This is a genomic window from Cellulomonas pakistanensis (genome assembly GCF_016862755.1).
Taxonomy (GTDB): domain Bacteria; phylum Actinomycetota; class Actinomycetes; order Actinomycetales; family Cellulomonadaceae; genus Cellulomonas; species Cellulomonas pakistanensis.
Genome location: NZ_BONO01000013.1, coordinates 19,288 through 44,096, shown reverse-complemented (window position 1 = coordinate 44,096; position 24,809 = coordinate 19,288). Strand labels below are relative to the sequence as shown.

Genomic DNA, 24,809 nt, shown 5'->3' with positions numbered 1-24,809 from the left:
CGGGCCACCGCGCACACGGGCCCCGGGCACCCGGTCCGTGAGGCGCGCGCGGACCCAGCCTCGAGGGGCAACCCCATCCAGGCGCTCCGCACCCGGAGCCCGTCCGCGAAGGATCTCCATGACCACCCAGACCCACGACCGCAAGCGCCGCCGCAAGGGCCTCGTCGCCTGGGGCTCGCTCGCCGGCGTCGCCGCCCTCCTCACCACCGCCGCCTTCACCGACAACGCGTTCCTCAACCTCGGCGGGGCGAACGGCATCGGTGGCGCCGACTCCACCTACAACATCCAGGTCGGTGCGACCGACGCCGAGGGCGTCTTCCTGAACGACGGCACCTGGCAGGAGGCGGACGACCCGATCGGCGTCCCCGTCTTCCTGGACGGCGCCCAGTCGCTGTTCCCGGGCTCGGCCGCCATCGGCGTCGAGATCCCGGTCCGCAACGACTCGGCGCACTTCACGTCGTCGCTCGCGATCAGCCTCGCGCAGCTGCCGGACGCCGGCGACGCCGTGACCGACGCGAACTACCTCGCGAGCCTGCGGTTCGACGTGGCGATGCCGGCCACCGCGCTGGCGCCGGCCGCGACCCACACGGGCCTCACCTACGACGAGGTCCAGGCGCTCGCGCTGAACGACCTGGCCGCCGAGGAGGAGTCGGTCGTCTCGCTGAGCATCCGCCTGCTGTCGCAGTCGGAGTCCGGCGCGGCGTGGGAGGACAACACGCTGTCCGGCAAGGGCGCCTTCGTCCAGGCGGTCCTGGACGGCTCGTCCGTCTGACCCGCGGCGGTGGGGCGGGCCGCGCGCCCGCCCCACCGCGCACCGACCCCGCACGACCACCGAGGAAGGACGGACATGTCCCCGTACCGACGCACCGCCGCGATGGCGGTGCCGCTGGGGCTGCTGGTGGCGCTGACCGCCGCCCAGCTGGTCCACCGCGACGACACGACGGTCGAGCTCGCGGGCGTGACGTTCGACCTCGAGGCCGCCGGCAGCGCGACCCCGGGCTGGGTCCCTGCGGAGGCCGACTGGCACCCGAGCACCCGGCCCGTGCAGGTCGAGGTCCCCGACGACACGCCGGCGCCGGGCGGCACGGTCGACGTGCGGGTGGCCGTGCGCAATGCGTCCGGCGTGCCCGCCGCCGCGGTCGTCGCCCTGGCCGACCCCGACCCGACCGGTCCGGGCGACCTGTTCGACGCGCTGCACGTGCGGATCGCCGAGGACGGCGTGCTGCTCGCCGAGGGCCCCGCCCCCGAGGTGCTCGCCGCGCTGCCGGGCGACCTGCCCGCGGAGCGGCGGGGTCACCGCGTGCTCGACGTGACCGTCCGGACCCCCGCGACGGGCGACGACCGCTGGGCCGGCGTCCGCACCGGCGTGCAGGTCGTGGTCGAGGGGACGAGCCGATGACCCGCCTGCGCCGCGCCGCGGCCGCCGTCCTCGCCCCGCTGCTCGCCCTCGCGGTCGGCCTGGTCTCCGCCGCGCCGGCCGCTGCCGCGCCGGCCGCCGTGCTCGCCACCGCGGCCGAGGCCCCCCTGGTCGAGGGCTCGACCACCACGGCGCACCTGTCCGTCCCGTACCCCGGGCACGCGGTGGCCTTCGACCTGACCGCCCGCGGCCGGGCCGGCTCCACGAGCGACCTGGTCCTGCTGGTCGACGGCGGCACCGGACCGCTCGCCGCCGGGCCGCACGCCCTGGAGCTGACCGTCGCCGACGGCTCCGGCCGGCTCCTGGCGCAGGGCACGGCCGCGGAGCTCGCGGCCGCGCCCGTCGAGCTGGGCGTGCTGAGCGACGACCCGCTGCTGCTGACCGGCACCGCGACGCTGCCCGCCGCCGCCGGCGACGACCTGCAGGGCCAGGGCCTGACGCTGCGGCTCACGCTGGTCGCCTCGCAGGACGTCCCGCCCGCGCCCGGGTCCCCGGCACCCGGGGCATCGGCACCCGGCGCCGCGACCCCGGACCGGGGCGCGCTCGCGATCACGGGCGCCTCGGCCCTGCTGCTCGCGCTCGTCGCCCTCGGCCTGGTCGGCGCCGGCGTGCTCCTGACCCGCCGCCGGGCCGCGTCCGCCGCCCCCACGACACCCCCGACGGAGTGACCATGTCCCGCCTCGCGCCCCTCGCCCGCGCCGCCCGGCGCCTGCCGCGCCGCACCGTCGTCGCCGGCGGGTCGGTGCTGGTCGTCGCCGCGCTGGTCACCACGGCCGCGTTCACCGACTCCACCGTGATCCGCGTCCGCGACGGCCTGCGCACGCCCGAGCAGATGCGCCTCGAGGTCAAGAGCCACAACACCCGCGACCTGTCGGACGACGGCAGCTGGCGGCGGCTCGCCGAGGACGGGGAGGACGGGCCGGTCCAGCCCGCCCCCGGCAGCGGCGCGACCGTGCCGCTCCCGCGCGGCGGCACGCTGAGCCCCGGCGGCGAGCCCGCCGTCGTGCACATCCCGGTCCGCAACACCTCCGGCGCGCTCGACGCGACGGTGCAGGTCGGGCTGCTGGTCCGCGGCGACCTCGAGGACCCGACGCCCTCCGCCTGGGCGGTCCGCCCCGACGGCACCGCCGCGACCGTCGGCGAGGCCAACGCCGCGTACGTCGACGCGCTGCTCGTGGACGTGCTGCTGGACGACGAGCTCGTCGCCGACGACCTGCCGGTGGCCCACGTCCCGACCGTGCTGGGCGCGCTGCCGGCCGGCACGGCCCGCCTGGTCACCGTCGAGGTCCGGCTCCCGGACGACGGCGACCTCGCGCTCGTGAACGGCGGGGTCGCGTCGCTGACCGCGCACCTGACCGCCACCACCTGACCGACCACCTGACCTGGAGGGTCCCCCGTGACACCGCACACCCCGCCCGCACGCCGCCGGCCGCCGCGGCGGCGCCGGGCCCTGCCGCTCGGCGCCGCCGCCGCCCCGGTCGCCGTGGTCGGGCTGCTGGGCCTGGTCGGTGCGACGTCCGCCGCGTTCCGCGACCGGGTCGAGCTGCCGGTCGAGGGCCTCGACGGGACGTTCGCGATCAGCCAGCCCGCCACCGGCGCGGACTGCTCGGCCACTGTGCCCGCCGGCACCCCGGAGGAGGCGCACCTGGTCCTCGACCGCGCCGCCTCCGCGAACATCCGGCGCGTGCCGGTGCCGCTCACCGGGATGCCCACCCGGGCCCCCGCTACCTTCCCGGTCACCGTGTGCCACGACGCCGCGGTGACCGGGGACCTCACCCTGACGCTCCAGGACCGGACGCCGGAGGCGTCGCCGTTCGCCTCGCTGGTGTTCGCGGTCGTCGCGGACGGCGAGGTGCTCACCGGTCCGGTCCCGCTCGACGGTGCCGCGCTGAACGCGCTGAACGACGGCCGGGGCGTGGTCCTGCCCGCCGCGGACGGCGCCCGCACCGCCGAGGTCCGCATCTGGATGCTCCGGTCCGCGCCGACGGAGCACGCGCTGCGCCCCGTCGACATCGGGGTGACGGTCGCGGGCCGCAGCGTCGCCGGCGCCCCCGTCGTGCTCGAAGGAGTCCTGCCATGACCCGCCACTCCCCCGGCCGCCACGCCGCCGCCCTGCGCGCCCGCGCCGCGCGGAGGTCCCCTCGCGGGCTGCTCGCCGCCGGCGGGGTGCTCGCCGCCGCCGTGCTCGTGGTCCCGGCCTCCGCGACCACCGCCTCGTACCGGGACGACGCGTTCCTCGACCTGCAGGACCTGACCAGCGCGTTCCAGATCGGCGCCGTGCACGCCGCGAGCGGCACGGCGCACGCCCTGGGCCCGACCGGCAGCACGCTGCGCCTCGCCGCGCCCGAGTCCGCCCGGGGCCGCTACACGCCGGGCACCACCGCGACGGCGGCGGTCGACGTGTTCAACAACAGCCCCGGCCTGGCCGCGCGGCTCGACCTGACCGTCGCGGCGGACCCCGGCACCGACGAGGCGCTCGCCGGCGCCGTCCGGGTCTCGGCCCGGGCCGTGCACGACGACGGCCACGTCGAGGACCTGCTCGGCACGCCCGCCGACCCGGCCGCCAGCGCGGTGACGCTCGCCGAGGCCACCGCGGTGCTCGACCGGGTGCTCGCGCCGCGCGGCACCACGGCGCTCGGGGACGGCGACGCGTTCACCCCCGGCGCCACCGGCTCCGCGGCGACCGTCGAGGTCTGGCTGCACCTCGTGCCCACCCCGGAGATCGCCGGCCGCCCGGGTGGGTCGCCCGACCTGACCCTCACGATCTCCGGGAGCTCGACATGACCACCGCACCGCGCGCCCGCACCCGCGCCGCCGCCGTCGGCGTCCTCGCGGCGGCCGGCCTCGTCCTCGGGACCGGCGTCACCGCCGCCGACTACACCGACCGCACCCACGCCGTGGCGGAGCTGACCACCGAGACCTGGGCCGCCGTCCAGCCGGAGCTCGTGTGGACGTCGTCCACGTCCGCGTTCATCGCCGAGGGCGTCGTGTACCTCGGCGGGTTCCGCGGCAACGGCGCGTCCGGCACCGGCGTCGCGACGGTGGCCGCCTCGCTGCCGCCGACCCGGGTGGACCTCCCGGTCCCGGTGGTCAAGGTCGTCGGCGGCACGGACAACTTCGACCACGGCGCCGCGGCGTCGACGACGTGGTTCGCCGCGCTCGGCACCGACGGCGTCGTGTACCAGTGGGGCTCGAACTACGCCGGCAGCATCTCCGGCACCGGCAACCGGCCGCGCGCGGTCACGACGTACTCCCCCAGCGGGGGCACCACGGCCACGCACCCGCTGCCGCCGATCGTCGACCTCACGTCGTCGGAGAACCAGATCTACGCGCTCGACGCCGACGGCGTCATGTACGTCTGGGGCTACGCGGGCGAGAACCTGCCGAACCCCGTCGGCGGCAGCACCGCGCGCACCGTGCCGATGCCCGCGACCATCACGGTCGACGTCGCCACCGGCACCAGCAACGTCGGCGTCGTCTCCGGCGGCGAGATCCAGCCGGGCTCGAGCAACGGCGCCCGGCAGGTCGCGTGGCACCGGGTCTACGGCGGGCAGAACTCGTCGTTCGGCGTGACCCGGGAGGGCCTGGTCTACGTGTGGGGCTTCGACGCGCACGCGGGCGTCGCCACCGAGCAGAACACCGTGAACCAGCGCGCGCCGCGCGACGCCCGCGGCGTGAACGCACTGCTGTTCGAGACCTTCCCGGAGACCTACCACGCCGCGGACGGCCGGACGCTGCAGGCCGGGGACCCCGCCTACTGGACGACCTACGACGCCATCTACCAGGACATGAAGGGCCGCGAGGTCTGCACCGGCGACTACGACGTCACCCGGGCGTACGACGGCTCGGGCTGCCCGGTCCGGCAGCTGAACAACGGCGCGCGCACCTTCCGCGTCCTGCTGGCGAACCACCGCATGTACACCTGGGCCGCCTCCACCGGGAACTACGGCTGGCCGAGCCTCGGCCGGTACGTCGCGTCGACCGCCGCGTCCGCGGGCGGGTACGTCCCGAGGCCGATCGAGACGTCGCAGGGCGGCCCGACGCTCTCGGTGCACCACTTCTCCGCGGGCACCGGCGCCGTGCAGGTCGTCACCACCGACGGCCAGGTCTACGGCTGGGGTGCGAACAACTGGTGCCAGGCCATCGGCACCCACTCCACCAACGGCTACGCCGACCCCGACCGCAACGGCGGGAACTGCCACCAGCAGGGCTCGACCGCCACCACCGGGCTGCGGCCCGCCGGCGCCGTCTGGTACCCCACGCGCGTGCACGGCGTGCCGGACGACGCGGTCGTCACCGACCTGGGCGGCACCGCCTGCACCACCTGGATGACCGACGAGGAGGGCACCATGTACGCGTTCGGCGGGAGCACCGTCGTGGGCTCCGACTACCGGAACTGCGTCGTGAACACCGGGCACGGGTTCCGCGTGTACGACTTCAACGACGCGACGCTCGAGTCGCCGTTCGGCTCGGCCGTGAACCAGCAGGGCGTGGCGACCCGGGTGGTGTTCGGCTCATGACAGGGCTGCACACGGCCCCCGCGCCGGCCACGGATCCGGCGACCGCCACGGCGCCCGTGCCCGTCGCGACCCGGCGGGACCGCGGGGCGTCCGGCCCGGGCGCCCGGTCCGGCGGCGCGCGGGCCGGGTCCGGCGGCGCACCGGCCAGGTCCGGCGCCGAGCAGGCCAGGTCCGGCGGCGACCGGGCCCGGGACGCCGCGCGGCTCGCCCAGCGCGGCGTGCTGGACCTGGCCGCGGTGCTCGGCGCGCTGTCGATCGTCGTCAGCGTGCTGTGCCTGCTGCTCGGCATCCGCCCCGCGGTCGTGATCTCGGGCTCGATGGAGCCGGGCATCCCGGTCGGGTCGCTGACCGTGGCGCGCACCGTGCCGGCCGAGCAGGTCGGCGTCGGGGACGTGGTCACCGTGCCGCGCACCGACGGCGACGGCCTGGTCACCCACCGCGTCGTCGGCACCGCCCCGGCGGACGACGGCCGGTCGACGGTCCTCGAGCTGCAGGGCGACGCCAACCGCGACCCCGACCTGCGACCCTACGTCGTCACGGAGGTGGGCCACGTGCTCACCACGGTGCCCGGCGTCGGGACGCTCGTGCAGCTGCTGCAGCAGAACGTGGCGGCGGCGGTGGCGGTGCTCCTCGTGGTGACGGTGCTCGTCACGGCACCGGTCGGCCGCGCGGGAGGGCGCCGGTCGGCCGGGTAGGCAGGTGGGCCACCACGAGGGAGCGGGCGGGCCGGGGGACGACGTCCTCCGGCCCGTCCGCGCGGCCGGGGGCGGCACGGCACTTGCCCCCGCCTGCGAGGATGGGCGGGTGAGTCCCGAGCCCCGCCGCCCGACGCGCGCCCGCATGACCGCGACGCAGCGGCGTGCGCAGCTCCTCGACGTCAGCCGCCGCCTGTTCGCCGAGAAGGGGTTCGAGGGCACCTCCGTCGAGGAGATCGCCGCCCGCGCCGAGGTCTCCAAGCCCGTCGTCTACGAGCACTTCGGCGGCAAGGAGGGGATCTACGCCGTCGTCGTCGACCGGGAGATCCAGGCGCTCACCGGCGCGCTGACCGCGGCGCTCGACGAGGGCGGCCACCCGAAGGTCATGGTCGAGCGGTCCGCGCTGGCCCTGCTCGGCTACATCGAGGAGTCCGAGGACGGGTTCCGGATCCTGGTCCGCGACTCGCCCGTGGCGCAGGCGACCGGCACGTTCTCGAGCCTGATCGGCGACGTGGCGACCCAGGTGGAGCACCTGCTCGCCGAGCAGTTCACCCGCCAGCACCTCGACCCGCGGACGGCACCGATCTACGCGCAGATGCTCGTCGGCATGGTCGCGCTCACCGGCCAGTACTGGCTCGACGCGCGCCTCCCGGAGAAGGCCGACGTCGCCGCCGCGCTCGTGAACCTGGCGTGGAACGGGCTCGCCGGCCTGGAGCGCCGCCCGCAGCTCACCGAAGGCCAGCGGCCCCCGGCGCGCGCGCCGCAGGAGCGGTCGGCCGCGGACGGCGACGCGCCCGCGGACCCCGGGCCGCCGGCCGCCGTCGAGTAACCTCGCCCGCATGTCGGCAGCCGTCACCCCCGGTCAGCCCGGCGCTCCCCGCGACGAGGTCGACCGGATCGTCGAGGCGTGGGCCCGCGAGCGCCCGGACCTCGACGTCGCGCCGCTGTCGGTGCTGTCCCGCGTGACCCGGCTGTCCCGGCACCTCGACCTCGCGCGGCGGCAGGCCTTCGCCCGGCACGGGCTGGAGCCGTGGGAGTTCGACGTGCTGTCCGCGCTGCGCCGCGCGGGCGCGCCGTACCGGATGTCGCCCGGCGCGCTGCTGACCCAGACCCTCGTCACCAGCGGCACGATGACCAACCGGATCGACCGGCTCGCGTCCCGGGCGCTCGTCGAGCGGCTGCCCTCCCCCGACGACCGCCGCGGCGTGCTCGTCAGCCTGACCGACGAGGGCCGCGCCCGGGTGGACGCCGCCATGTCGACGCTGCTCGGCATCGAGCGGGACCTGCTGGCGTCGCTGCCCGCCGCGGAGCGCGACCACCTCGCGGACCTGCTCCGCACCCTGGTCGCCCCGTTCGACACCCCCTGACGGCTCGCCGACCCTCCGCTTCCTGCCTGTGCGCGCGGGCCGCGACACAGGCACGGAGCGGAGAGTCGGCGCATCACCCCGCGCACGCAGACGCGCGCGGCACCCCCCTGCGGGTGCCGCGCGCGTCGTCCGCGGGTCAGGAGGACTTCGACAGCGCCTCCGACAGGGTCACCCGGCGGCCGGTGCGCAGGACCGACCGCGAGTAGATGCGGGCGCCGATCGCGGTGACCAGCAGCGCGGACCCCGCGAGGATCGCCAGCGACAGCAGCGGCTCCCACCAGGCGGCCGTGCCGAGGAACAGCCGGACCGGCATCCCGACGGCCGCGCTGAACGGCACGTACGACATGATCGTCAGCACCAGGTCGTTGTCGTTGAAGAAGATGACCGCGAAGTACGGGATCATCACCAGCATGATCACCGGCATCAGCACGGAGCCGGTGTCCTCGATGCGGGAGACCAGCGACGCGGCCGACGCGAACAGCGCCGCGAGCAGGATGAACCCGACCAGGAAGAACACCACGAACCAGGCGACGGGCGCCCCGACCAGGCCGAGCAGGTCGTCCTGGCCGGTGATGACGAGGCCGATGACCGCCACCGCGGCGATCGCCGCGATCTGACCGACCGCCAGCACCGTGTTGCCGAGGATCTTCCCGGCGAGCAGCGCCCGGGGCGGGACGGTGGACAGCAGGATCTCGACGATGCGGGACTGCTTCTCCTGCACGGTGTTCTGCGCGATCTGGCCGCCGAACGACGACGCGGCGAACAGGAACACGGCGCCGAACAGGATGGACACCAGGTAGCGCACGCCGGCGGAGGTGTCGGCCTCGTCCAGCAGCTCGACCGGCGGCGACACGGACAGCGCGCCGAGCACGCCCTCGGGCGCGGAGTCGAGCCCCACGACGACGAACCCGAGCGGGTTGTCGGCGGCGTCGTCGGGCAGCACCGCCGCGGACACCTCCTCGGACTCCACCAGCTCGCGGGCGGCGTCGGCGTCGGCAGCGTCGACCGCCTCGAGGCCGTCGACGTCCGCCACCACGGCGGCGGTCTCCGGGACGACGGCGACCTTCGTGTCCCCGCCGCCGAGCCGGTCGCCCAGCAGCGAGGTGAGGACGATGCCGCCGAGGACCAGCGCCAGCATGACGACGGTCGAGACGACGAACGACTTGGTCCGCAGCTGCGACAGGATCTCGCGCTCGGCGACCAGCAGGGTCGCCTGCGCGGTGCCCGGGACCGCCGGGCGCGCGGGCCGTGTGGGGGTGGGGGTGCTCATCGCACGGTCTCCTTCGGGGTCGTCGCGGCGGGCTCGTCGTCGTGGCGCTGCTCGTCGGTCACGATGTCGCGGAAGATCTCCGCGAGCCGCGGCCGGACGGGCGCGAACTGGGCCACCGGCGCGGCGTCCAGCGCGGCGCGCAGCACCCGCTGGGCGGTCGCCTCGTCGGCGTCGAACAGGGCGTAGCCGCCGTCGAACTCGACCACCTGCACGCCCGGCTCGGTGCGGAGCCAGCCCATGTCGCCGCCCGAGGTGATCTCGTAGCGCGGCGCGGAGTACTGCCGGCGCAGCGCCTCCTTCTCGCCCGACGCCCGGATCTGGCCGCCGGCGATGACGACCACGTCGTCGCACAGCCGCTCGACGACGTCGAGCTGGTGCGACGAGAACAGCACCGGCACCCCGCGCGAGGCGTACTCCTGGAGCACGCCGAGCACCACGTCGACCGCCATCGGGTCGAGGCCGGAGAACGGCTCGTCGAGGATCAGCACCTCGGGGTCGTGCACCAGCGCCGCGGCGATCTGCGCCCGCTGCTGGTTGCCCAGCGACAGGTCGTCGACCGGGCTGTCCAGCCGCTCGCCGAGGCCCAGCTTCTCCAGCAGGTCCCGCGCCCGCTCGGCCGCGGCCCGGCGGTCGAAGCCGTGCAGCCGCGCCAGGTAGGTGATCTGGTCGAGCACGTGCATCTTGGGGTACAGCCCGCGCTCCTCCGGCATGTAGCCGAACGCGCGCCGCTGGTGGTCGCCGAGGGGCTCGCCGTCGAAGGTGATCGTGCCGGAATCCCGCGTGAGCACCCCGAGGATGATCCGCATCGTCGTGGTCTTGCCGGCGCCGTTGCCGCCGACGAACCCGGTGAGCTTGCCCCGCTCCACCGAGAACCCGACGTCGTCGAGCACCCGCCGGTCCCCGAAGGACCGCGTGATGCCGTCGAGCTGCAGCATGTCGTCTCCCGTTCCTGACCTGTCCGGACCTGTCGTCCGCTGAGGTCAACGCTAGGAGGCGACCCCGCCCCGGCACCTCGGCCGCCGGGCGGAACCTGCTCGGCCGCCGCGCCTCCCCCCCGGGGCGGAGGGGGTCAGTCCGTGAGCCCGTTCTCGAACGCGTACACCACGGCCTGCACCCGGTCGCGCAGGCCCAGCTTGGTGAGCACGTTCGACACGTGCGTCTTGACCGTGGCCCGCCCCAGCACCAGCTCCGCGGCGATCTCGTCGTTGCTCAGGCCGCGCGCGACGAGCCGCAGCACCTCGAGCTCGCGCTCGGTCAGCCCCGTGGCGGAGGGGTCCCCCGCGGCGCGCGCGGCCGGGACCGCGCTCCCCCCGGAGGCGGAGCCGCCGCCGACGACGGCCCGGGCGATCACGGCGCGCGTCACCTCCGGCGACAGCAGCGCGTCCCCGGCGGCGACCGCGCGCACGGCGTCGGCGAGCTGCTCGGGGCGGGAGTTCTTCAGCAGGAACCCCGCGGCGCCGGCCTGCAGCGACTCCAGGAGGTAGTCGTCCCGGTTGAACGTCGTCAGCACGAGCACGCCCGCGGTGATCTCCGGGTCGGCGGTGATGCGGCGCGTGGCCTCCAGGCCGTCGACGCCGGGCATCTGCACGTCCATGCAGACGACGTCCGGCCGCAGCGACCGGGCCAGGGCGACCGCCTCGGCGCCGTCGCCGGCCTGGCCGACGACCTCGAGGTCCGGCTGCGCGCCGAGGATCGTGGCGAGCCCGGCGCGCAGCAGCGCCTGGTCGTCGGCGAGCACGATGCGCACCGGGCGGTCCGGGCCGAAGGCCGGCTCGGGCGCGTCGGACGCGGGCCCCCCGCCGCTCGCGTCGCCGAACCCCGTCGTGCCGTCCCCGCTCATCGTGCCCCTCCGGTCCGCGGCCCGAGCGGCACCCGCGCCCGGACCAGGTACCCGCCGCGCCCGCGCGCGCCGGTCTCCAGCGTGCCGCCGTCGGCGGCGACCCGTTCCCGCATGCCGACCAGGCCGAGCCCGCCGGACGACTGGCGCCGCGCGACCCGGCGCGCGCCGGTGCCGTCGTCGGTGACCTCGAGCTCGACCGCGTCGGGCTCGTACCGCAGCCGGACGTCGACCCGGGCGCCGGTGCCCGCGTGCTTGCGCACGTTGGTCAGCGCCTCCTGGCAGATCCGGTACAGGTTCAGCGAGGTCAGCGGCGGCACGCGCACGGGCTCGCCGATCACCTGGAACTCCGCCGCCAGCCCGGTGTCCGCGGCCTGCTGCACCAGCTCGGGCAGCCGCTCGACGGACAGCGAGCCGACCGCGGACGCCGCGTGCGTCTCGGTGTTCGACTCGCGCAGCGTGCTGAGCAGGCCGTGCAGCTCGTCGACCGCCTCGCGCGCGGAGTCCTCGACCTGCTCCAGCGCCGCGGCGGCCTGCTGCGGGTCGGTCGCCTGCACCGTCCGCGCGGCGGCGGCCTGGACGCCCATCATCGACACGTGGTGCGCGACGGCGTCGTGCAGCTCCCGCGCGAGGCGGAGCCGCTCGATCGCGACGGCCTGCTCCTCGACCCGGCGGCGCTCGCCCGCGAGCAGCCGGCCGCGGTACGCGGTGCGGGCGCGCTCGCGCGCGGCGTTCCACGCGTGCTCGCCGAACCACCAGGCGCCGGCGAAGTACAGGATGTTCGTGAGCAGCTGGATCAGCAGGTAGGCCACCAGCGGGGAGAACGCGCCGGCGTTGGAGAACCCCTCGATCCCCTCCGGGTCGGTGACCGCCTGGAACATCGCGACCAGCAGCCAGACGAACATCGCGACGACGACGGCCGCGCGCACCCAGAACGCCCGCGCCCGGTGCGCGTCCCACGCGCCGACCGTGTACAGCGCCATGAACAGCGCGATGTTGGCGAACAGCGTCTCGGGCACCCGGAGCTCGCCGACCAGGACGAACGCGACCGCCACGACGACCGCCACGGTCGCGGGCCACCGCCGCCGCACGGCGAGCGGCGCCGTCACCGCGAGCACGCACAGCACCGCGACCCAGCCCTCGGCGGGGTCCTCGTACATCCCCGCCGTCCGCCCGAGCGCCAGGCTCAGCACGGCGCCGACGACCAGGCCGGCGGCGAGCAGGACGTCGTACCGGCGCTGGTCCGGGGTGATCGGCGGACGCCGCCAGCCCGGGGCGTCGGGGTCCGCCGGCGGCTCGGCGGGCACGGCGGAGTCGCCGGGGCGGGGGGCGTCGGGGCGGAGGGCGTCGGGACGGGCCGCCTCGGGCACGTCGCCCGTGCCGAGGTCGCGGTCGAGCGGCTGCACGGGTGCCACCGTAGCCGGGACCGTCCGGGACCTGCGGTGACGACCACGGCGTCCACGGTGCCCTCCGGCGGGCCCCGCCGCCGTGCCGGACGTGCGTCCACCGCGTACTCCGGCCGGATCGAATGCCCTCCAGGACGCGGTACTCCGCGCACCCCGGCCCCAGCGGACATCCTCCCGGACGTGCGTACACCGAGTACCCGGCGGACGCGGTGTACCCACGCGTCGACTGAACTCCTCCGGCCTCGGCGCACACCGCGTCCACCTCGTACCCGTGCAGCGCGGACGCCACCGGACCGGGATCCCGCGCGAGGCGGGCACCGCGCTCGCCCTACGCTTGCCCGATGGCCCACCTGCTCGGCGGCGAAGCGCTGCACCTGTCCTTCCCGACCAAGAACGTCTTCGACTCGGTGACCGTGGGCCTGAACGAGGGCGACCGGGTGGGGATCGTCGGCCGCAACGGCGACGGCAAGTCCTCGCTGCTCGCGCTGCTGGCGGGCCGGCTCCAGCCCGACTCCGGCCGCGTCACGGTGCGCGGCGGCGTGCGGATCGGCGTGCTCGACCAGACGGACACCCTGGACCCGGCGCTCACCGTCGGGGCGTCCGTCGTGGGCGACCGGGCCGAGCACGAGTGGGCCGGCGACCCGAAGGTGCGCGACGTGGTCTCAGGGCTGGTCGGCGACCTGCCCTGGGACAAGCTCGTCGGCGACCTGTCCGGCGGGCAGCGGCGCCGCGTGGCGCTGGCCGCCCTGCTGGCCGGCGACGACGACGTGCTCATGCTCGACGAGCCGACCAACCACCTCGACGTCGAGGCGGTCACCTGGCTCGCGCGGCACCTGAACCGCCGCTGGTCGTCGAACGCCGGCGGCCTGCTGGTCGTCACCCACGACCGATGGTTCCTGGACGAGGTGTGCACCGCGACCTGGGAGGTGCACGACGGGATCGTCGAGCCCTTCGAGGGCGGGTACGCCGCGTACGTGCTGCAGCGCGTGGAGCGCGACCGGATGGCCGCCGCGACCGAGGCCAAGCGGCAGAACCTCATGCGCAAGGAGCTCGCCTGGCTGCGCCGCGGCGCCCCCGCCCGCACGTCCAAGCCGAAGTTCCGCATCGAGGCCGCGAACCAGCTGATCGAGGACGTGCCGCCGCCGCGCAACTCCGTCGAGCTGTCCCAGATGGCGACCGCCCGGCTCGGCAAGGACGTCGTCGACATCGAGGACGTCTCGGTGTCGTACGGCGACCACCGGGTGCTGCGCGACGTCACCTGGCGGATCGCGCCGGGCGAGCGCACCGGCGTGCTGGGCGTGAACGGCGCCGGCAAGTCGACGCTGCTGGGCCTGGTGACCGGCGCGGTCGCGCCGACGGCGGGCCGGGTCAAGCGCGGCAAGACGATCAAGGTCGCCACGCTGACCCAGGAGCTGGCCGAGCTCGCGGACATCGCGGACAGCCGCGTGAGCGACGTGATCGCGCGCTACCGGACCTCCTACGTGGCCGGCGGCAAGGAGATGACCCCGGGCCAGCTGCTCGAGCGGCTCGGGTTCACCGCCGTCCAGCTGCAGACGCCGGTCAAGGACCTGTCGGGCGGGCAGCGGCGGCGCCTGCAGCTGCTGCTGATCCTGCTCGACGAGCCGAACGTGCTGGTGCTCGACGAGCCGTCGAACGACCTGGACACCGACATGCTCGCCGCGATGGAGGACCTGCTCGACACCTGGCCGGGCACGCTGCTGGTGGTGTCGCACGACCGGTACCTGCTGGAGCGGGTCACCGACCAGCAGTACGCGGTGCTCGACGGGCACCTCCGGCACGTGCCGGGCGGCGTCGACGAGTACCTGCGGCTGCTGGATCGGTCGCGCTCGGGGGCCGGCGCGGTCGCGACGGGGGCGCCGACCGAGTCGTCGGGCGCGGTGGGCGGCGAGGTCGCGCCGTCGGGCCTGGACGGGGCCGAGCTGCGGGCCGCGAAGAAGGAGCTCGGGGCGCTGGACCGGCGCATCTCGAAGCTCACCGGCCAGATCGAGGCGCTCGAGAAGAAGATGGCCGAGCACGACCCGGCGGACTACGTGGGGCTGACGGCGCTCGGGACGGACAAGGCGGCGCTCGAGGCCGAGATCGGCGAGGTCGAGGAGAAGTGGATGGCGCTGGCGGAGGCCGTCGAGGGCTGACCGCCGCGCCGCCGAGCGGGCGGCGAGTGCCCCACAGGCGGCGGCGTGCGCGGCGTCCCCAGGGCGGCTCGCGGGAGCGGACGGGCAACGCCGTGGTCCGCCTGGCGTCGCCTGCATGACAGGGACCGACTGGCTTGGCGCGCTGTCGCTGCTCGGGCCGGTGGCCACGGGGGCGGCAGCGGTCGTGGCGCTCGTCGTGGGGATCGCGACGGTGCGGCAGCGCGATCGCGCGGACCGGCGCGAGCAGTGGTGGCGCCGGGCCGAGTGGGCGCTGGGGCTGACGCTGTCGGACGACTGGGAGGCCGTCCGGCGAGGGTACGCGGTCCTGGACCACCTCGTGGGTTCCGACCTGGCGACCGCCGACGAGCGCGGGCTGCTGAGAGCGGCGAGCGAGCTGGGGTTGAACGCCGCGCACCCGCCGCCGCAGGATGGCAGAGGGGTACCGGGGGCCGCTGACGAGGGAGGGGTGTCCGGTGGACCGGTACGACCGGGAGATCGAGGAGCAGGTGCGTCGCCGTGACGCGATGTACCGACGGCCGGAGGTGCAGCGAGAGGTCGCCCGGCTCAGGGTCTCGGCAGACGAGCGCCTCGGGCTCGAGACACCGCAGTGGATCCGCGACCTCGCGGAGCGGCCGCTCCCGCCCCGCGGACGCTCGGATGTTCCGGCTCCGTTTCGTGGTCTCGGAATCCGTGGAGACGACCGTGCCACCGGATGACTGGCCAGGGTGCTCCGCGTGAGCGCGGCCCCTTTCGCCCTACGGACGCTGACGCGCGCGTCACCCGATCGGGGGTACGGTCCCGCCCACCCCGAACCGGAAGGACGCCCGTGCCCGAGCCCACCGCGCCGGCCGCCGCCGCACCCGCCCCCGAGGACCACCTCCAGCGCGGCCTCAGCAACCGGCACATCCAGCTCATCGCCATCGGCGGCGCCATCGGCACCGGCCTGTTCCTCGGCTCCGGCCGCACGATCTCCCTGGCCGGCCCCTCGGTGCTGCTGGTCTACGCGGTCATCGGCTTCATGCTGTTCTTCGTCATGCGCGCCATGGGCGAGATGCTGCTGTCGAACCTGGAGTACAAGTCGTTCCGGGACATGGCGGCGGACATCCTCGGGCCGTGGGCCGGGTTCCTCACCGGGTGGACGTACTGGTTCTGCTGGATCGTCACCGGGATCGCCGACGTGGTGGCGGTGTCCGGGTACGTGGCGTTCTGGGCGCCCGACCTGCCGCGCTGGCTGCCCGCGCTGGGCCTGGTCGTGCTGCTGCTCGCGCTCAACCTGGTGGCCGTGCGGCTGTTCGGCGAGCTGGAGTTCTGGTTCGCCATCGTCAAGATCGTCGCCATCGTGGCGCTCATCGCGGTCGGCGTCGTCATGATCTCGATCGGGTTCCAGGGCAGCGACGGGGTGACCGCGTCGCTGAGCCACCTGTACGCCGACGGCGGGTTCTTCCCGCACGGGTTCACCGGGTTCCTCGCGGGGTTCCAGATCGCGATCTTCGCGTTCGTCGGCATCGAGCTGGTCGGCACCACCGCGGCCGAGACGCGCGACCCCGCCCGCACGCTCCCCCGCGCGATCAACGCCATCCCCGTGCGCGTGCTGCTGTTCTACCTGGGCGCGCTCGTCGTCATCATGGCCGTCACGCCGTGGCGGAGCATCGACCCGGGCGAGAGCCCGTTCGTCGCCATGTTCGCCCTCGCGGGCCTGCCCGCGGCCGCGGGCGTCATCAACCTCGTCGTGCTCACCTCGGCCGCGTCGTCGGCGAACAGCGGGATCTTCTCGACGTCCCGGATGCTCTACGGCCTCGCGGAGGACCGGGAGGCGCCGCGGTCGTTCGGCCGGCTGTCGGCCCGGCACGTCCCGGCGCGCGGGCTGGCGTTCTCCTGCGCCTGCCTGCTGCCGGGCGTGGTCCTGCTGTACGCCGGCCGGTCGGTGATCGAGGCGTTCACGCTGGTGACGACGGTCGCCACGCTGCTGTTCATCGTGGTCTGGACCGTCATCCTGGCGTCGTACCTGGTGTACCGCCGCCGGTCGCCCGAGCTGCACGCCGCGTCGGCGTTCCGGATGCCCGGCGGCCGGGTCATGTGCTGGGTGGTGCTGGCGTTCTTCGCGGCGATGGTCGTCGTCCTGGCGCTCGAGCCGGACACCCGGGCGGCGCTGCTCGTCATGCCGGTGTGGTTCGGGGTGCTGGCGGTCGCCTGGGTCGTGCTGCGCCGCCGCGGCGTCGGCGCGCGCCCGGTCGGGGCCTCGGCCGGCGAGACCGGTCGCGAGCCGGTCCGCGCGGCTCACTAGGATCGACGCCATGTCCCGCATCCTCAGCGCTGTCGCCTGGCCCTACGCCAACGGCCCGCGCCACATCGGCCACGTCGCCGGCTTCGGCGTCCCCTCCGACGTGTTCAGCCGCTACATGCGCATGGCGGGCCACGACGTCCTCATGGTGTCCGGCACCGACGAGCACGGGACGCCGATCCTCGTGCAGGCCGAGCAGGAGGGCGTCACGCCCCAGGAGCTCGCCGACCGGTACAACCGCGTCATCGTCGAGGACCTCACCCAGCTCGGCCTGTCGTACGACCTGTTCACCCGCACCACCACCCGCAACCACTACGCGGTGGTGCAGGAGATGTTCCGCACGGTGCACAAGAACGGGTACATGGTCGAGCGGACGACCATGAACGCGATCAGCCCGTCGACCGGCCGCACGCTGCCGGACCGCTACATCGAGGGCACCTGCCCGATCTGCGGCTACGACGGCGCCCGCGGCGACCAGTGCGACAACTGCGGCAACCAGCTGGACGCGATCGACCTCATCAACCCGCACTCGCGCATCAACGGCGAGGTCCCGAAGTTCGTCGAGTCGAACCACTTCTTCCTGGACCTGCCGGCGTTCGTCGACGCGCTGGGCGACTGGCTGCGCACCCGCACCGAGTGGCGCCCGAACGTCCTCAAGTTCTCGCTGAACCTGCTGGACGACGTGCGCCCGCGCGCCATGTCCCGCGACATCGACTGGGGCATCCCGATCCCGCTCGAGGGCTGGGAGGACAACCCGTCCAAGCGGCTCTACGTGTGGTTCGACGCGGTGATCGGCTACCTGTCCGCGTCGATCGAGTGGGCCCGCCGGTCCGGCGACCCGGAGGCGTGGCGGCAGTTCTGGACCGATCCCGAGTCGCTGTCCTACTACTTCATGGGCAAGGACAACATCACCTTCCACTCGCAGATCTGGCCGGCCGAGCTGCTCGGCTACGCCGGGGGCGGGTCGAAGGGCGGCGAGCCCGGCGTCTACGGGAACCTCAATCTGCCGACCGAGGTCGTGTCGTCCGAGTTCCTCACGATGGAGGGCAAGCAGTTCTCCTCCTCGCGCGGCGTGGTCATCTACGTCCGCGACATGCTGAGCCGGTACCAGCCCGACGCGCTGCGGTACTACATCTCCACCGCGGGGCCGGAGAGCCAGGACGCCGACTTCACCTGGGCGGACTTCAAGCGCCGCACCAACGACGAGCTGGTCGCGGGCTGGGGCAACCTGGTCAACCGCACCGCGAGCATGATCCACAAGAACGTCGGCGCCATCCCGGAGCCCGGCCCGCGCACGACGCGCGACGAGGACCTTCTCGCGACGACCACCACCGCGTTCGGCCGGGTCGGCGAGCTCATCGGCACGCACCGGCACCGCGCGGCGATCGGGGAGGCGATGCGGGTGGTCCAGGAGGCCAACCGGTACATCTCCGAGACCGAGCCGTGGAAGCTCAAGAACGACCCGGAGCGCCTCGGCACCGTGCTGCACACCGCGGCGCAGGCCGTGAGCGACTGCAACACGCTGCTGTCGCCGTTCCTGCCGCACTCGGCGCAGGCCGTGCACGAGGCGCTCGGCGGCACCGGGACGTTCTCGCCGCTCCCCCGGATCGAGGAGGTCACCGACCTCGACGACGCCTCGCGGCAGTACCCGGTCATCACGGGCGACTACCGGCTCGGCGAGACCGTGCCCGCCTGGCGGCCGCGCGCCGTCGTGCCCGGCACGCCCGTCGGCAAGCCGACGCCGGTGTTCACCAAGCTCGACGACGACGTGGTCGAGACCGAGCTCGACCGCCTCCGCCAGGGCTGAGGTGGGCCGCAGCCGCAACCGGCCCACCGGCTGGGCACCGTCCCCGGAGCCGCTGCCCGTCGCCGTCGTCGACGACCACACCCACCTCGAGTCGGTGCTGGGCGTCGCCGCGGCGGCGGGCGCGGACGCCGACGAGCCCGCCCCGGCCACCCTCGACGACCACCTGGACCGGGCCGCCGCCGTCGGCGTGCCGCGCATGGTCCAGGTGGGCTGCGACCTCGACGCCGTCGCGTGGACGGACGCGGTGCTGCGGGTCGACGGCGACCCGGCGGCGGACCCGGCGACCGCCCCGGCCCCGCTGCGCCCCGGCCGCCGCGCCCTGCTCGGCGCCGTCGCGATCCACCCGAACGAGGCCGTGCTGCACGCCGGCGTGCACGAGGTGGCGCCCGACGGGCTGGACCCGGACCCGCAGCCGCGGCACGACGCGTCGCTCGACGAGGCCCTCGCCCGGGTCGCCGAGGTCGCCCGCGCCAACGACCGGGTCCGCGCGATCGGCGAGACCGGGCTCGACTTCTTCCGCGCGGGTCCCCTCGGCCGCGCGGTGCAGCGCGAGGCGTTCCGCGCGCACGTCGCCCTGGCCAAGGAGCTCGGCCTGGCGCTGCAGATCCACGACCGCGACGCGCACGACGACGTCGTGGACGTGCTGCTCCGCGACGGCGCCCCCGAGCGCACGGTGTTCCACTGCTTCTCCGGCGGGCCGGCGCTCGCCGAGGTGTGCGCCCGCGAGGGCTGGTACGCGTCGGTCGCCGGCCCGGTCACCTACGGCGCGAACGACGACCTGCGCGCCGCGGTGCGCGCGCTGCCGCTCGAGCTGCTGCTCGTCGAGACGGACGCGCCGTACCTGACCGCGCACCCGCTGCGGGGCCGCCCGAACGCGCCGTACCTGGTCCCGCACACGGTCCGGCGGGTCGCCGCCGAGCGGGACGTGGACCTGGCCGCGCTCTGCCGCACCCTGGCCGCGACGTCGGAGGCCGTCTACGGCTCCTGGTGACGCCGCCGAGGTCGGCACCCGGAGCTGCCGCGCCCGGCACGGGAGTGCCGACGTCGGCGGACCGGGTGATCGCGCGGATCCCGGGTTCCGCTCTCGGTCACGAATCGGTTACGGTCGGGAGGTTGTAGCCGGCGCGGTCCCTCCCCGCGCCGAACCGACCTGCTGGAGCCCCCGCGTGCCTGCGCCCGTGACCCCCGCGCCCTCCGCGCCCCCGACTCCGCCGAGCGCACCCTCGAAGCGCTCGCGCCTGCTCCGGTACGGCGCCCAGGGGCTGGCGCTGGCGCTGGTCGCCGGGGCCACGACCGCCTTCGTGGGCCTGCACAAGACGGTGACCGTCGAGGTCGACGGCGTCGCGGTCGAGGTGAGCGCGTTCGGCCGCACGGTCGGCCAGGTGCTCGCGGCGGGCGACATCGAGGTCGGCGACCGCGACCTGGTGGCGCCCGCGCTGGGCGAGCCGGTCGGCGACGGCGGGCAGATCGTGGTCCGGCACGGCCGGGAGATCGACGTGCAGGTCGACGGCCAGGACCGCACCGTGTGGACGACGGCGCTGACCGTCGGCGAGGCCGTGGAGGGGCTCGGCCTGCGTGACGACGAGACGCTGCTGTCCGCGTCCCGGTCGGCGGACCTGGACCGCGGCGACGTGCTCCGGGTGTCGACGCAGAAGACGGTCCACCTGGCCGTCGACGGCCAGGTCATCGACGGCGTCACCAGCGGCGCGACCGTGCGCGACGCGCTGCGGGACATCGGCCTGGTGCTGAACGAGGGCGACCGGGTGTCGGTGCCGCTCGACGCGACCGCGACCGACGGCCTCGTCGTCCTGGTCACGCGCGCGGCGACCGCCGGCGAGACCGTCACCGAGGCCGTGCCGTTCGAGGAGCAGGAGGTCGAGGACCCCACGCTCGCGAAGGGCACCCGCAAGGTCGAGACCGCGGGCCGCGCCGGCGTGCGCACCACCACGTACAGCACGGCCAGCGTCGGCGGCGCCGTCGTCGACCGGCAGGTCGTGGCCTCCGCGATCACCGTCGAGCCCGTCACCCAGGTCGTCAAGGTCGGCACCATGGAGGTCGCGGCCGGGGTCGACATCACCGTCTCGCCGGGCAGCGCCCAGGAGCTCGGCAAGCAGCTCGCCGCCGAGCGCGGCTGGGGCGACGACCAGTTCGCCTGCCTCCTGCAGCTCTGGAACAAGGAGAGCGGCTGGCGCGTGAACGCCGAGAACGCGTCGTCGGGCGCCTACGGCATCCCGCAGGCCCTGCCGGGGTCGAAGATGGCGACGGTCGCGGCCGACTGGCGGACCAACCCGGCGACCCAGATCACCTGGGGCCTCAACTACATCGGCGGGCGCTACTCCACGCCGTGCGGTGCCTGGTCGGCGTCGCAGGCCAAGGGCTGGTACTGAGTCACGCCCGGCCCCGCGGCGCCCGGCGGCGCTGTGCGCGCCCTGAGCCCTCGCTGAGCCACGGCGGGCCCGGGGCCTGACCTGCGTCGACGCCCCGACCACTTGGCACATGGTCACGAATGGGTTACGGTCGCGTGTCGCTCGTGACAGACCGGGGCCCTCCCCCCTCGAGCGGACCCGCGCCGCAGCGCGCGGGGCATGACCGCCGGATCGGGGATCCGGGAACCGTCGGGCGCGGCACCTCCCTCCAGGTGCCGCCGCCGCTCCGGGCTCAGGCCCGGGCGACCGCCGGGCGCCGTGCGCGGCGCGCCCCGCCCCCCGTGCCCGGGACCGTCGTCGTCTGGAACCACGTGACCTCCCTCCTCCGTCGCGCCCGTACGCGCCTCGCCGCCACGCCCGCCGCCCTGCGCACCCGGGTCGTCCGCAACACCACGGACGCCGGGTCCCCCGGCACCGAGCCCGACGGCGACCGCCGGTCGCGCCGGGGTCGCGTGCGCCTGGTCGGCGCCGCGACCGCCGTGGTCGTGCTCGCCACCGGCGGCGTCGCCGTCGCGGACGCCCACAAGACCGTCACGCTCGACGTGGACGGCGTCACCACCACCGTGTCGACCTTCTCCGGGAGCGTGGACGGCCTGCTGGCCGAGCACGACCTCGAGCTGGGGTCCCGCGACACCGTGTCCCCGACCGGTGCCCTGCAGGACGGCGTCGACGTCGTCGTGCGGCACGCGCACCAGGTGACGATCACCGCCGACGGCGCGGAGCAGACGGTCTGGACGACCGCGCTCACCGCCGACGAGGCGCTGACCATGCTCGCGACCCGCGGCGACGACGTCCGCCTGGTCGCGTCCCGCTCCGCCGAGGGCGGCCGTCCCGACCTGTCGCTCGACCTCACGCTCGACGGCGCCGCCGCCGTGCAGATCGACGGCGCGACGCACCCCGTGCCGGACGGCAGCACCACGGTCGCCGAGGCGCTCGACGCCCTCGGCATCACGCTGCAGCCCCTGGACCGGGTCAGCGTCCAGGACGCCGGCGGCACCGTCACCGTCGTGGTGAACCGCGTCGTCGTGCAGGACGTCACCACCACGCACGAGGTGCCGTTCAACGCGGTCGAGCAGCAGGACGCGTCGCTGTACGAGGGCACCTCGAAGGTCACCACCGCCGGCGTCGTGGGCGTCCGGACCGTCGTCGACCGGGTCACCACCGTCGACGGCCAGGAGACGGCGCGCGAGACGCTGTCCGACTCCGTGACCCAGGCGCCGGTCGACCAGGTGACGAACGTCGGCACCAAGAAGAAGCCGGTCGTCACGAAGCCGAGCACCCCGGCGGCCCCGTCCGCCGGCACCCCGGCGGTCGGCGGCGGCGACGCCGCGGGCCTCAACTGGGCCGCGCTGGCGGCGTGCGAGTCGGGCGGCAACCCGTCCATCGTGTCGGCCTCCGGCAAGTACCACGGGCTGTACCAGTTCTCGGTCGCCACCTGGAACGCCGTCGGCGGCGCCGGGCTGCCCTCGCAGGCCTCGGCCGAGGAGCAGACCGCCCGCGCGCAGATGCTCTACAACCGCTCCGGCGCCGGCCAGTGGCCGCACTGCGGTCCGCGGCTGTTCGGCTGACGCCGCACCCGCGGGCGGCCCGGTAGGCTCGCCCGCATGTCCTCCAGCACCGGCCCCGTCGCACCCGCGGCGGGGCCGTTGCTCGGTCCGGCCGAGATCCGGGCCCTCGCCGAGCGCGCGGGCATCCGGCCGACCAAGACCCTCGGGCAGAACTTCGTGCTCGACGGCGGGACGGTCCGCAAGATCGTCCGCCAGGCCGACGTGGTCGCCGGGGAGCGCGTCGTCGAGGTCGGCCCGGGCCTCGGCTCGCTGACCCTCGGGCTGCTCGAGGCGGGCGCGGACGTGGTCGCGGTCGAGATCGACCCGGTCCTCGCGGGGCTGCTGCCCGACACGGTGCGCCGGCACGTCCCGGGCGCGGTCGTCGACACGGTGGACCTGCCGGACGTGGCGGTGCCCGAGGGCACCCCAGGCGACCCGGACCCCGGCCCGCCGCCGCACCCGTCGCTGACCGTGCTCCGCGGGGACGCGCTCGACGTCCGCGCGCTGCCCGGCCGCGCGCCGACCGCGCTGGTCGCGAACCTGCCGTACAACGTCTCGGTGCCGGTGCTGCTCACGTTCCTCGAGCACGTCCCGACGCTCGAGCGGGTGCTCGTCATGGTGCAGGCCGAGGTCGCCGACCGGGTCGCCGCGCCGCCCGGCAGCCGCACCTACGGCGTGCCGTCGGTGAAGGCCGCCTGGTACGCCTCCGCCCGCCGCACGGCCACGGTCGGCCGCTCGGTGTTCTGGCCGGTGCCGAACGTCGACTCCGCGCTGGTCCGCCTGGACCGCCGGGAGCCGCCCGCCACGACCGCGTCCCGCGAGCAGGTGTTCGCGGTCGTCGACGCCGCCTTCGCCCAGCGCCGCAAGATGATCCGCTCGGCGCTGGCGACCCTGGCCGGCGGCGCCGAGGCGGCGACGCGCGCCATCACGGCCGCCGGGGTCGACCCGCAGGCGCGCGGCGAGGCGCTGGACGTCACCGCGTTCGCGAGGGTCGCCGAGCAGCTGCACGCGCCGACGGCGGGCTGACCTCGCGCGACGCCGCGCGCGCCGGCCCGCGGGCGGCGCCCGGGGCCCCGCAGCCGCCGGGACGCCGGACGCGCCCGGACCTGGCACAGTGGTCCCGTGACCGACCTGCGCCTCGCCCCCCGCACCGGCCGTGAGGTCCGCGTCCGGGCGCCCGGCAAGGTCAACCTCTCGCTGCGCGTCGGCCCCCGCCGGCCCGACGGCTACCACCCGCTCGCGACGGTGTTCCAGGCCGTGTCCGTCTACGAGGACGTGGTGGCCTCCGCCTCGGCCGACCTGCGCGTGACCGTGTCCGGCCCGCAGGCCGACCGCGTCCCCACGGACGCCAGCAACCTGGCGCTGCGCGCCGCCCGGGCGCTCGCCGCGCGCACCGGGATCGACGAGGGCGTGCACCTGCACCTGCACAAGGGCGTCCCCGTCGCCGGCGGCATGGCCGGCGGCTCGGCCGACGCCGCCGCCGCGCTGATCGCGTGCGACGCGTTCTGGGGCACCGCGCTCAGCCGCGAGGAGCTGCACGAGGTCGCTTCCGAGCTCGGCTCCGACGTGCCGTTCCTGCTCATGGGCCAGACGGCCGTCGGGTCCGGCCGCGGCGACCTGCTCACCGCCGCGCTCAGCCGCGGCGAGTACCACTGGGCGTTCGGCGTCCGGGACGAGGGCCTCGCGACGCCGGCGGTGTTCGAGGAGTTCGACCGGCTCGCGGCCGGCCGCGAGGCCCTGGACGCGGGCGGCGACGTCGCGCTGCTGCAGGCGCTGCGGGCCGGGGACGCCCCTGCGCTCGGCGCGCTGCTGCACAACGACCTGCAGGACGCCGCCCTCGAGCTCGTCCCGGACCTGGTGGAGACCCTGGCCGTCGCCGAGGACGCGGGCGCGCTCGGCGTCGTCGTGTCCGGGTCGGGCCCGACCGTCGCCGCGCTGGCGCGCAGCCGGCAGCACGCGCTCGTGATCGCGGCCGCGATGACGGCCGCGGGCGTGGCGGACGCGGTGCTGACCGCGTCCGGCCCCGTGCCGGGCGCGCGGGTGGTCGCGGGCTCGGACGTCCTCTGACGCGCGCCGCCGGCGG

The 24,809-nt window shown here is 75.5% G+C and carries 23 protein-coding genes; 19 read left to right on the top strand and 4 right to left on the bottom strand.

The genetic code is table 11. From position 1 onward, the window contains the following. Positions 1 to 118: 118 nt before the first annotated feature. From Cpa01nite_RS09960 to Cpa01nite_RS09915, 10 genes are all read left to right on the top strand, one after another. A complete protein-coding gene (locus Cpa01nite_RS09960; RefSeq protein ID WP_203668608.1) occupies positions 119 to 772 on the top strand; it encodes a hypothetical protein in 654 nt (217 codons plus the stop codon). 75 nt (positions 773 to 847) lie between these two features. Next, positions 848 to 1,399: a hypothetical protein gene (locus Cpa01nite_RS09955; protein WP_203668607.1), complete on the top strand. Its 552-nt coding sequence runs from the start codon at positions 848 to 850 to the stop codon at positions 1,397 to 1,399. Next, a complete protein-coding gene (locus tag Cpa01nite_RS09950; RefSeq protein WP_203668606.1) occupies positions 1,396 to 2,085 on the top strand; it encodes a hypothetical protein in 690 nt (229 codons plus the stop codon). The genes Cpa01nite_RS09955 and Cpa01nite_RS09950 overlap by 4 nt, the downstream gene beginning before the upstream one ends. A gap of 2 nt (positions 2,086 to 2,087) precedes the next feature. Further along, complete coding sequence (locus Cpa01nite_RS09945) at positions 2,088 to 2,786, top strand: hypothetical protein (protein ID WP_203668605.1); 699 nt, start codon at positions 2,088 to 2,090, stop codon at positions 2,784 to 2,786. A 27-nt stretch (positions 2,787 to 2,813) separates the two neighbouring features. Further along, positions 2,814 to 3,497, top strand: a complete 684-nt coding sequence (locus Cpa01nite_RS09940) for a hypothetical protein (protein ID WP_203668604.1) — start codon at positions 2,814 to 2,816, stop codon at positions 3,495 to 3,497. Continuing rightward, positions 3,494 to 4,201, top strand: a complete 708-nt coding sequence (locus tag Cpa01nite_RS09935) for a hypothetical protein (RefSeq protein WP_203668603.1) — start codon at positions 3,494 to 3,496, stop codon at positions 4,199 to 4,201. The genes Cpa01nite_RS09940 and Cpa01nite_RS09935 overlap by 4 nt, the downstream gene beginning before the upstream one ends. Beyond that, positions 4,198 to 5,937, top strand: coding sequence for an RCC1 domain-containing protein (locus tag Cpa01nite_RS09930; RefSeq protein ID WP_203668602.1), 1,740 nt, complete (start codon positions 4,198 to 4,200; stop codon positions 5,935 to 5,937). Before Cpa01nite_RS09935 ends, Cpa01nite_RS09930 begins: the two co-directional genes overlap by 4 nt. Beyond that, positions 5,934 to 6,632, top strand: coding sequence for a signal peptidase I (locus Cpa01nite_RS09925; protein WP_203668601.1), 699 nt, complete (start codon positions 5,934 to 5,936; stop codon positions 6,630 to 6,632). The genes Cpa01nite_RS09930 and Cpa01nite_RS09925 overlap by 4 nt, the downstream gene beginning before the upstream one ends. 145 nt (positions 6,633 to 6,777) lie before the next feature. Further along, positions 6,778 to 7,461 (top strand): TetR/AcrR family transcriptional regulator, encoded by a 684-nt coding sequence (locus Cpa01nite_RS09920; protein ID WP_203668600.1) that lies wholly within the window; start codon positions 6,778 to 6,780, stop codon positions 7,459 to 7,461. A gap of 10 nt (positions 7,462 to 7,471) precedes the next feature. Beyond that, complete coding sequence (locus Cpa01nite_RS09915) at positions 7,472 to 7,999, top strand: MarR family winged helix-turn-helix transcriptional regulator (protein WP_203668599.1); 528 nt, start codon at positions 7,472 to 7,474, stop codon at positions 7,997 to 7,999. Positions 8,000 to 8,135: 136 nt separating this feature from the next. Here Cpa01nite_RS09915 and Cpa01nite_RS09910 read toward each other — a convergent pair whose 3' ends face one another. From Cpa01nite_RS09910 to Cpa01nite_RS09895, 4 genes are all read right to left on the bottom strand, one after another. After that, on the bottom strand, positions 8,136 to 9,269 hold the full coding sequence (locus Cpa01nite_RS09910; protein WP_203668598.1) for an ABC transporter permease: 1,134 nt from the start codon (positions 9,267 to 9,269) through the stop codon (positions 8,136 to 8,138). Further along, the gene (locus Cpa01nite_RS09905; protein ID WP_203668597.1) at positions 9,266 to 10,204 is read right to left on the bottom strand and encodes an ABC transporter ATP-binding protein; all 939 of its coding nucleotides are present in this window, start codon (positions 10,202 to 10,204) and stop codon (positions 9,266 to 9,268) included. Before Cpa01nite_RS09905 ends, Cpa01nite_RS09910 begins: the two co-directional genes overlap by 4 nt. A gap of 134 nt (positions 10,205 to 10,338) precedes the next feature. After that, positions 10,339 to 11,109, bottom strand: coding sequence for a response regulator (locus Cpa01nite_RS09900; RefSeq protein WP_203668596.1), 771 nt, complete (start codon positions 11,107 to 11,109; stop codon positions 10,339 to 10,341). Beyond that, positions 11,106 to 12,512: a sensor histidine kinase gene (locus tag Cpa01nite_RS09895; RefSeq protein WP_239068682.1), complete on the bottom strand. Its 1,407-nt coding sequence runs from the start codon at positions 12,510 to 12,512 to the stop codon at positions 11,106 to 11,108. The genes Cpa01nite_RS09900 and Cpa01nite_RS09895 overlap by 4 nt, the downstream gene beginning before the upstream one ends. A gap of 341 nt (positions 12,513 to 12,853) precedes the next feature. Between Cpa01nite_RS09895 and Cpa01nite_RS09890 the strand changes: the two genes are divergently transcribed. The 9 genes from Cpa01nite_RS09890 to Cpa01nite_RS09850 all read left to right on the top strand — a co-directional run bounded on the left by Cpa01nite_RS09890 (position 12,854) and on the right by Cpa01nite_RS09850 (position 24,793). Further along, positions 12,854 to 14,665, top strand: a complete 1,812-nt coding sequence (locus Cpa01nite_RS09890; RefSeq protein ID WP_203668595.1) for an ABC-F family ATP-binding cassette domain-containing protein — start codon at positions 12,854 to 12,856, stop codon at positions 14,663 to 14,665. A gap of 115 nt (positions 14,666 to 14,780) precedes the next feature. Next, positions 14,781 to 15,185, top strand: coding sequence for a hypothetical protein (locus Cpa01nite_RS09885; protein ID WP_203668594.1), 405 nt, complete (start codon positions 14,781 to 14,783; stop codon positions 15,183 to 15,185). 306 nt (positions 15,186 to 15,491) lie between these two features. Then, a complete protein-coding gene (gene cycA, locus Cpa01nite_RS09880; RefSeq protein ID WP_239068681.1) occupies positions 15,492 to 16,949 on the top strand; it encodes a D-serine/D-alanine/glycine transporter in 1,458 nt (485 codons plus the stop codon). Between the two features lie 10 nt (positions 16,950 to 16,959). Continuing rightward, positions 16,960 to 18,753: a methionine--tRNA ligase gene (gene metG, locus Cpa01nite_RS09875; protein WP_203668592.1), complete on the top strand. Its 1,794-nt coding sequence runs from the start codon at positions 16,960 to 16,962 to the stop codon at positions 18,751 to 18,753. A 1-nt stretch (position 18,754) separates the two neighbouring features. Beyond that, positions 18,755 to 19,744 carry a TatD family hydrolase gene (locus Cpa01nite_RS09870; protein WP_203668591.1) on the top strand — a complete coding sequence of 330 codons (990 nt, stop codon included), beginning with the start codon at positions 18,755 to 18,757 and terminating at the stop codon, positions 19,742 to 19,744. A 187-nt stretch (positions 19,745 to 19,931) separates the two neighbouring features. Then, positions 19,932 to 21,140 (top strand): resuscitation-promoting factor, encoded by a 1,209-nt coding sequence (locus Cpa01nite_RS09865; RefSeq protein ID WP_203668590.1) that lies wholly within the window; start codon positions 19,932 to 19,934, stop codon positions 21,138 to 21,140. A gap of 350 nt (positions 21,141 to 21,490) precedes the next feature. After that, entirely contained in the window at positions 21,491 to 22,747 is a 1,257-nt protein-coding gene (locus Cpa01nite_RS18865) for a resuscitation-promoting factor (protein ID WP_275406235.1), read from the top strand. A gap of 36 nt (positions 22,748 to 22,783) precedes the next feature. Next, positions 22,784 to 23,752: a ribosomal RNA small subunit methyltransferase A gene (locus tag Cpa01nite_RS09855; protein ID WP_203668588.1), complete on the top strand. Its 969-nt coding sequence runs from the start codon at positions 22,784 to 22,786 to the stop codon at positions 23,750 to 23,752. A gap of 96 nt (positions 23,753 to 23,848) precedes the next feature. Further along, positions 23,849 to 24,793, top strand: coding sequence for a 4-(cytidine 5'-diphospho)-2-C-methyl-D-erythritol kinase (locus Cpa01nite_RS09850; protein WP_239068680.1), 945 nt, complete (start codon positions 23,849 to 23,851; stop codon positions 24,791 to 24,793). Positions 24,794 to 24,809 lie beyond the last annotated feature (16 nt).

What these genes read in the sequence shown, in the direction of transcription:
- Cpa01nite_RS09960 (WP_203668608.1), top strand. Translation starts at nt 119, where the DNA reads ATGACCACCCAGACCCACGACCGCAAGCGCCGCCGCAAGGGCCTCGTC.
- Cpa01nite_RS09955 (WP_203668607.1), top strand. Translation starts at nt 848, where the DNA reads ATGTCCCCGTACCGACGCACCGCCGCGATGGCGGTGCCGCTGGGGCTG.
- Cpa01nite_RS09950 (WP_203668606.1), top strand. Translation starts at nt 1,396, where the DNA reads ATGACCCGCCTGCGCCGCGCCGCGGCCGCCGTCCTCGCCCCGCTGCTC.
- Cpa01nite_RS09945 (WP_203668605.1), top strand. Translation starts at nt 2,088, where the DNA reads ATGTCCCGCCTCGCGCCCCTCGCCCGCGCCGCCCGGCGCCTGCCGCGC.
- Cpa01nite_RS09935 (WP_203668603.1), top strand. Translation starts at nt 3,494, where the DNA reads ATGACCCGCCACTCCCCCGGCCGCCACGCCGCCGCCCTGCGCGCCCGC.
- Cpa01nite_RS09930 (WP_203668602.1), top strand. Translation starts at nt 4,198, where the DNA reads ATGACCACCGCACCGCGCGCCCGCACCCGCGCCGCCGCCGTCGGCGTC.
- Cpa01nite_RS09925 (WP_203668601.1), top strand. Translation starts at nt 5,934, where the DNA reads ATGACAGGGCTGCACACGGCCCCCGCGCCGGCCACGGATCCGGCGACC.
- Cpa01nite_RS09920 (WP_203668600.1), top strand. Translation starts at nt 6,778, where the DNA reads ATGACCGCGACGCAGCGGCGTGCGCAGCTCCTCGACGTCAGCCGCCGC.
- Cpa01nite_RS09915 (WP_203668599.1), top strand. Translation starts at nt 7,472, where the DNA reads ATGTCGGCAGCCGTCACCCCCGGTCAGCCCGGCGCTCCCCGCGACGAG.
- Cpa01nite_RS09910 (WP_203668598.1), bottom strand. Translation starts at nt 9,269, where the DNA reads ATGAGCACCCCCACCCCCACACGGCCCGCGCGCCCGGCGGTCCCGGGC.
- Cpa01nite_RS09905 (WP_203668597.1), bottom strand. Translation starts at nt 10,204, where the DNA reads ATGCTGCAGCTCGACGGCATCACGCGGTCCTTCGGGGACCGGCGGGTG.
- Cpa01nite_RS09900 (WP_203668596.1), bottom strand. Translation starts at nt 11,109, where the DNA reads ATGAGCGGGGACGGCACGACGGGGTTCGGCGACGCGAGCGGCGGGGGG.
- Cpa01nite_RS09890 (WP_203668595.1), top strand. Translation starts at nt 12,854, where the DNA reads ATGGCCCACCTGCTCGGCGGCGAAGCGCTGCACCTGTCCTTCCCGACC.
- Cpa01nite_RS09885 (WP_203668594.1), top strand. Translation starts at nt 14,781, where the DNA reads ATGACAGGGACCGACTGGCTTGGCGCGCTGTCGCTGCTCGGGCCGGTG.
- metG (WP_203668592.1), top strand. Translation starts at nt 16,960, where the DNA reads ATGTCCCGCATCCTCAGCGCTGTCGCCTGGCCCTACGCCAACGGCCCG.
- Cpa01nite_RS09855 (WP_203668588.1), top strand. Translation starts at nt 22,784, where the DNA reads ATGTCCTCCAGCACCGGCCCCGTCGCACCCGCGGCGGGGCCGTTGCTC.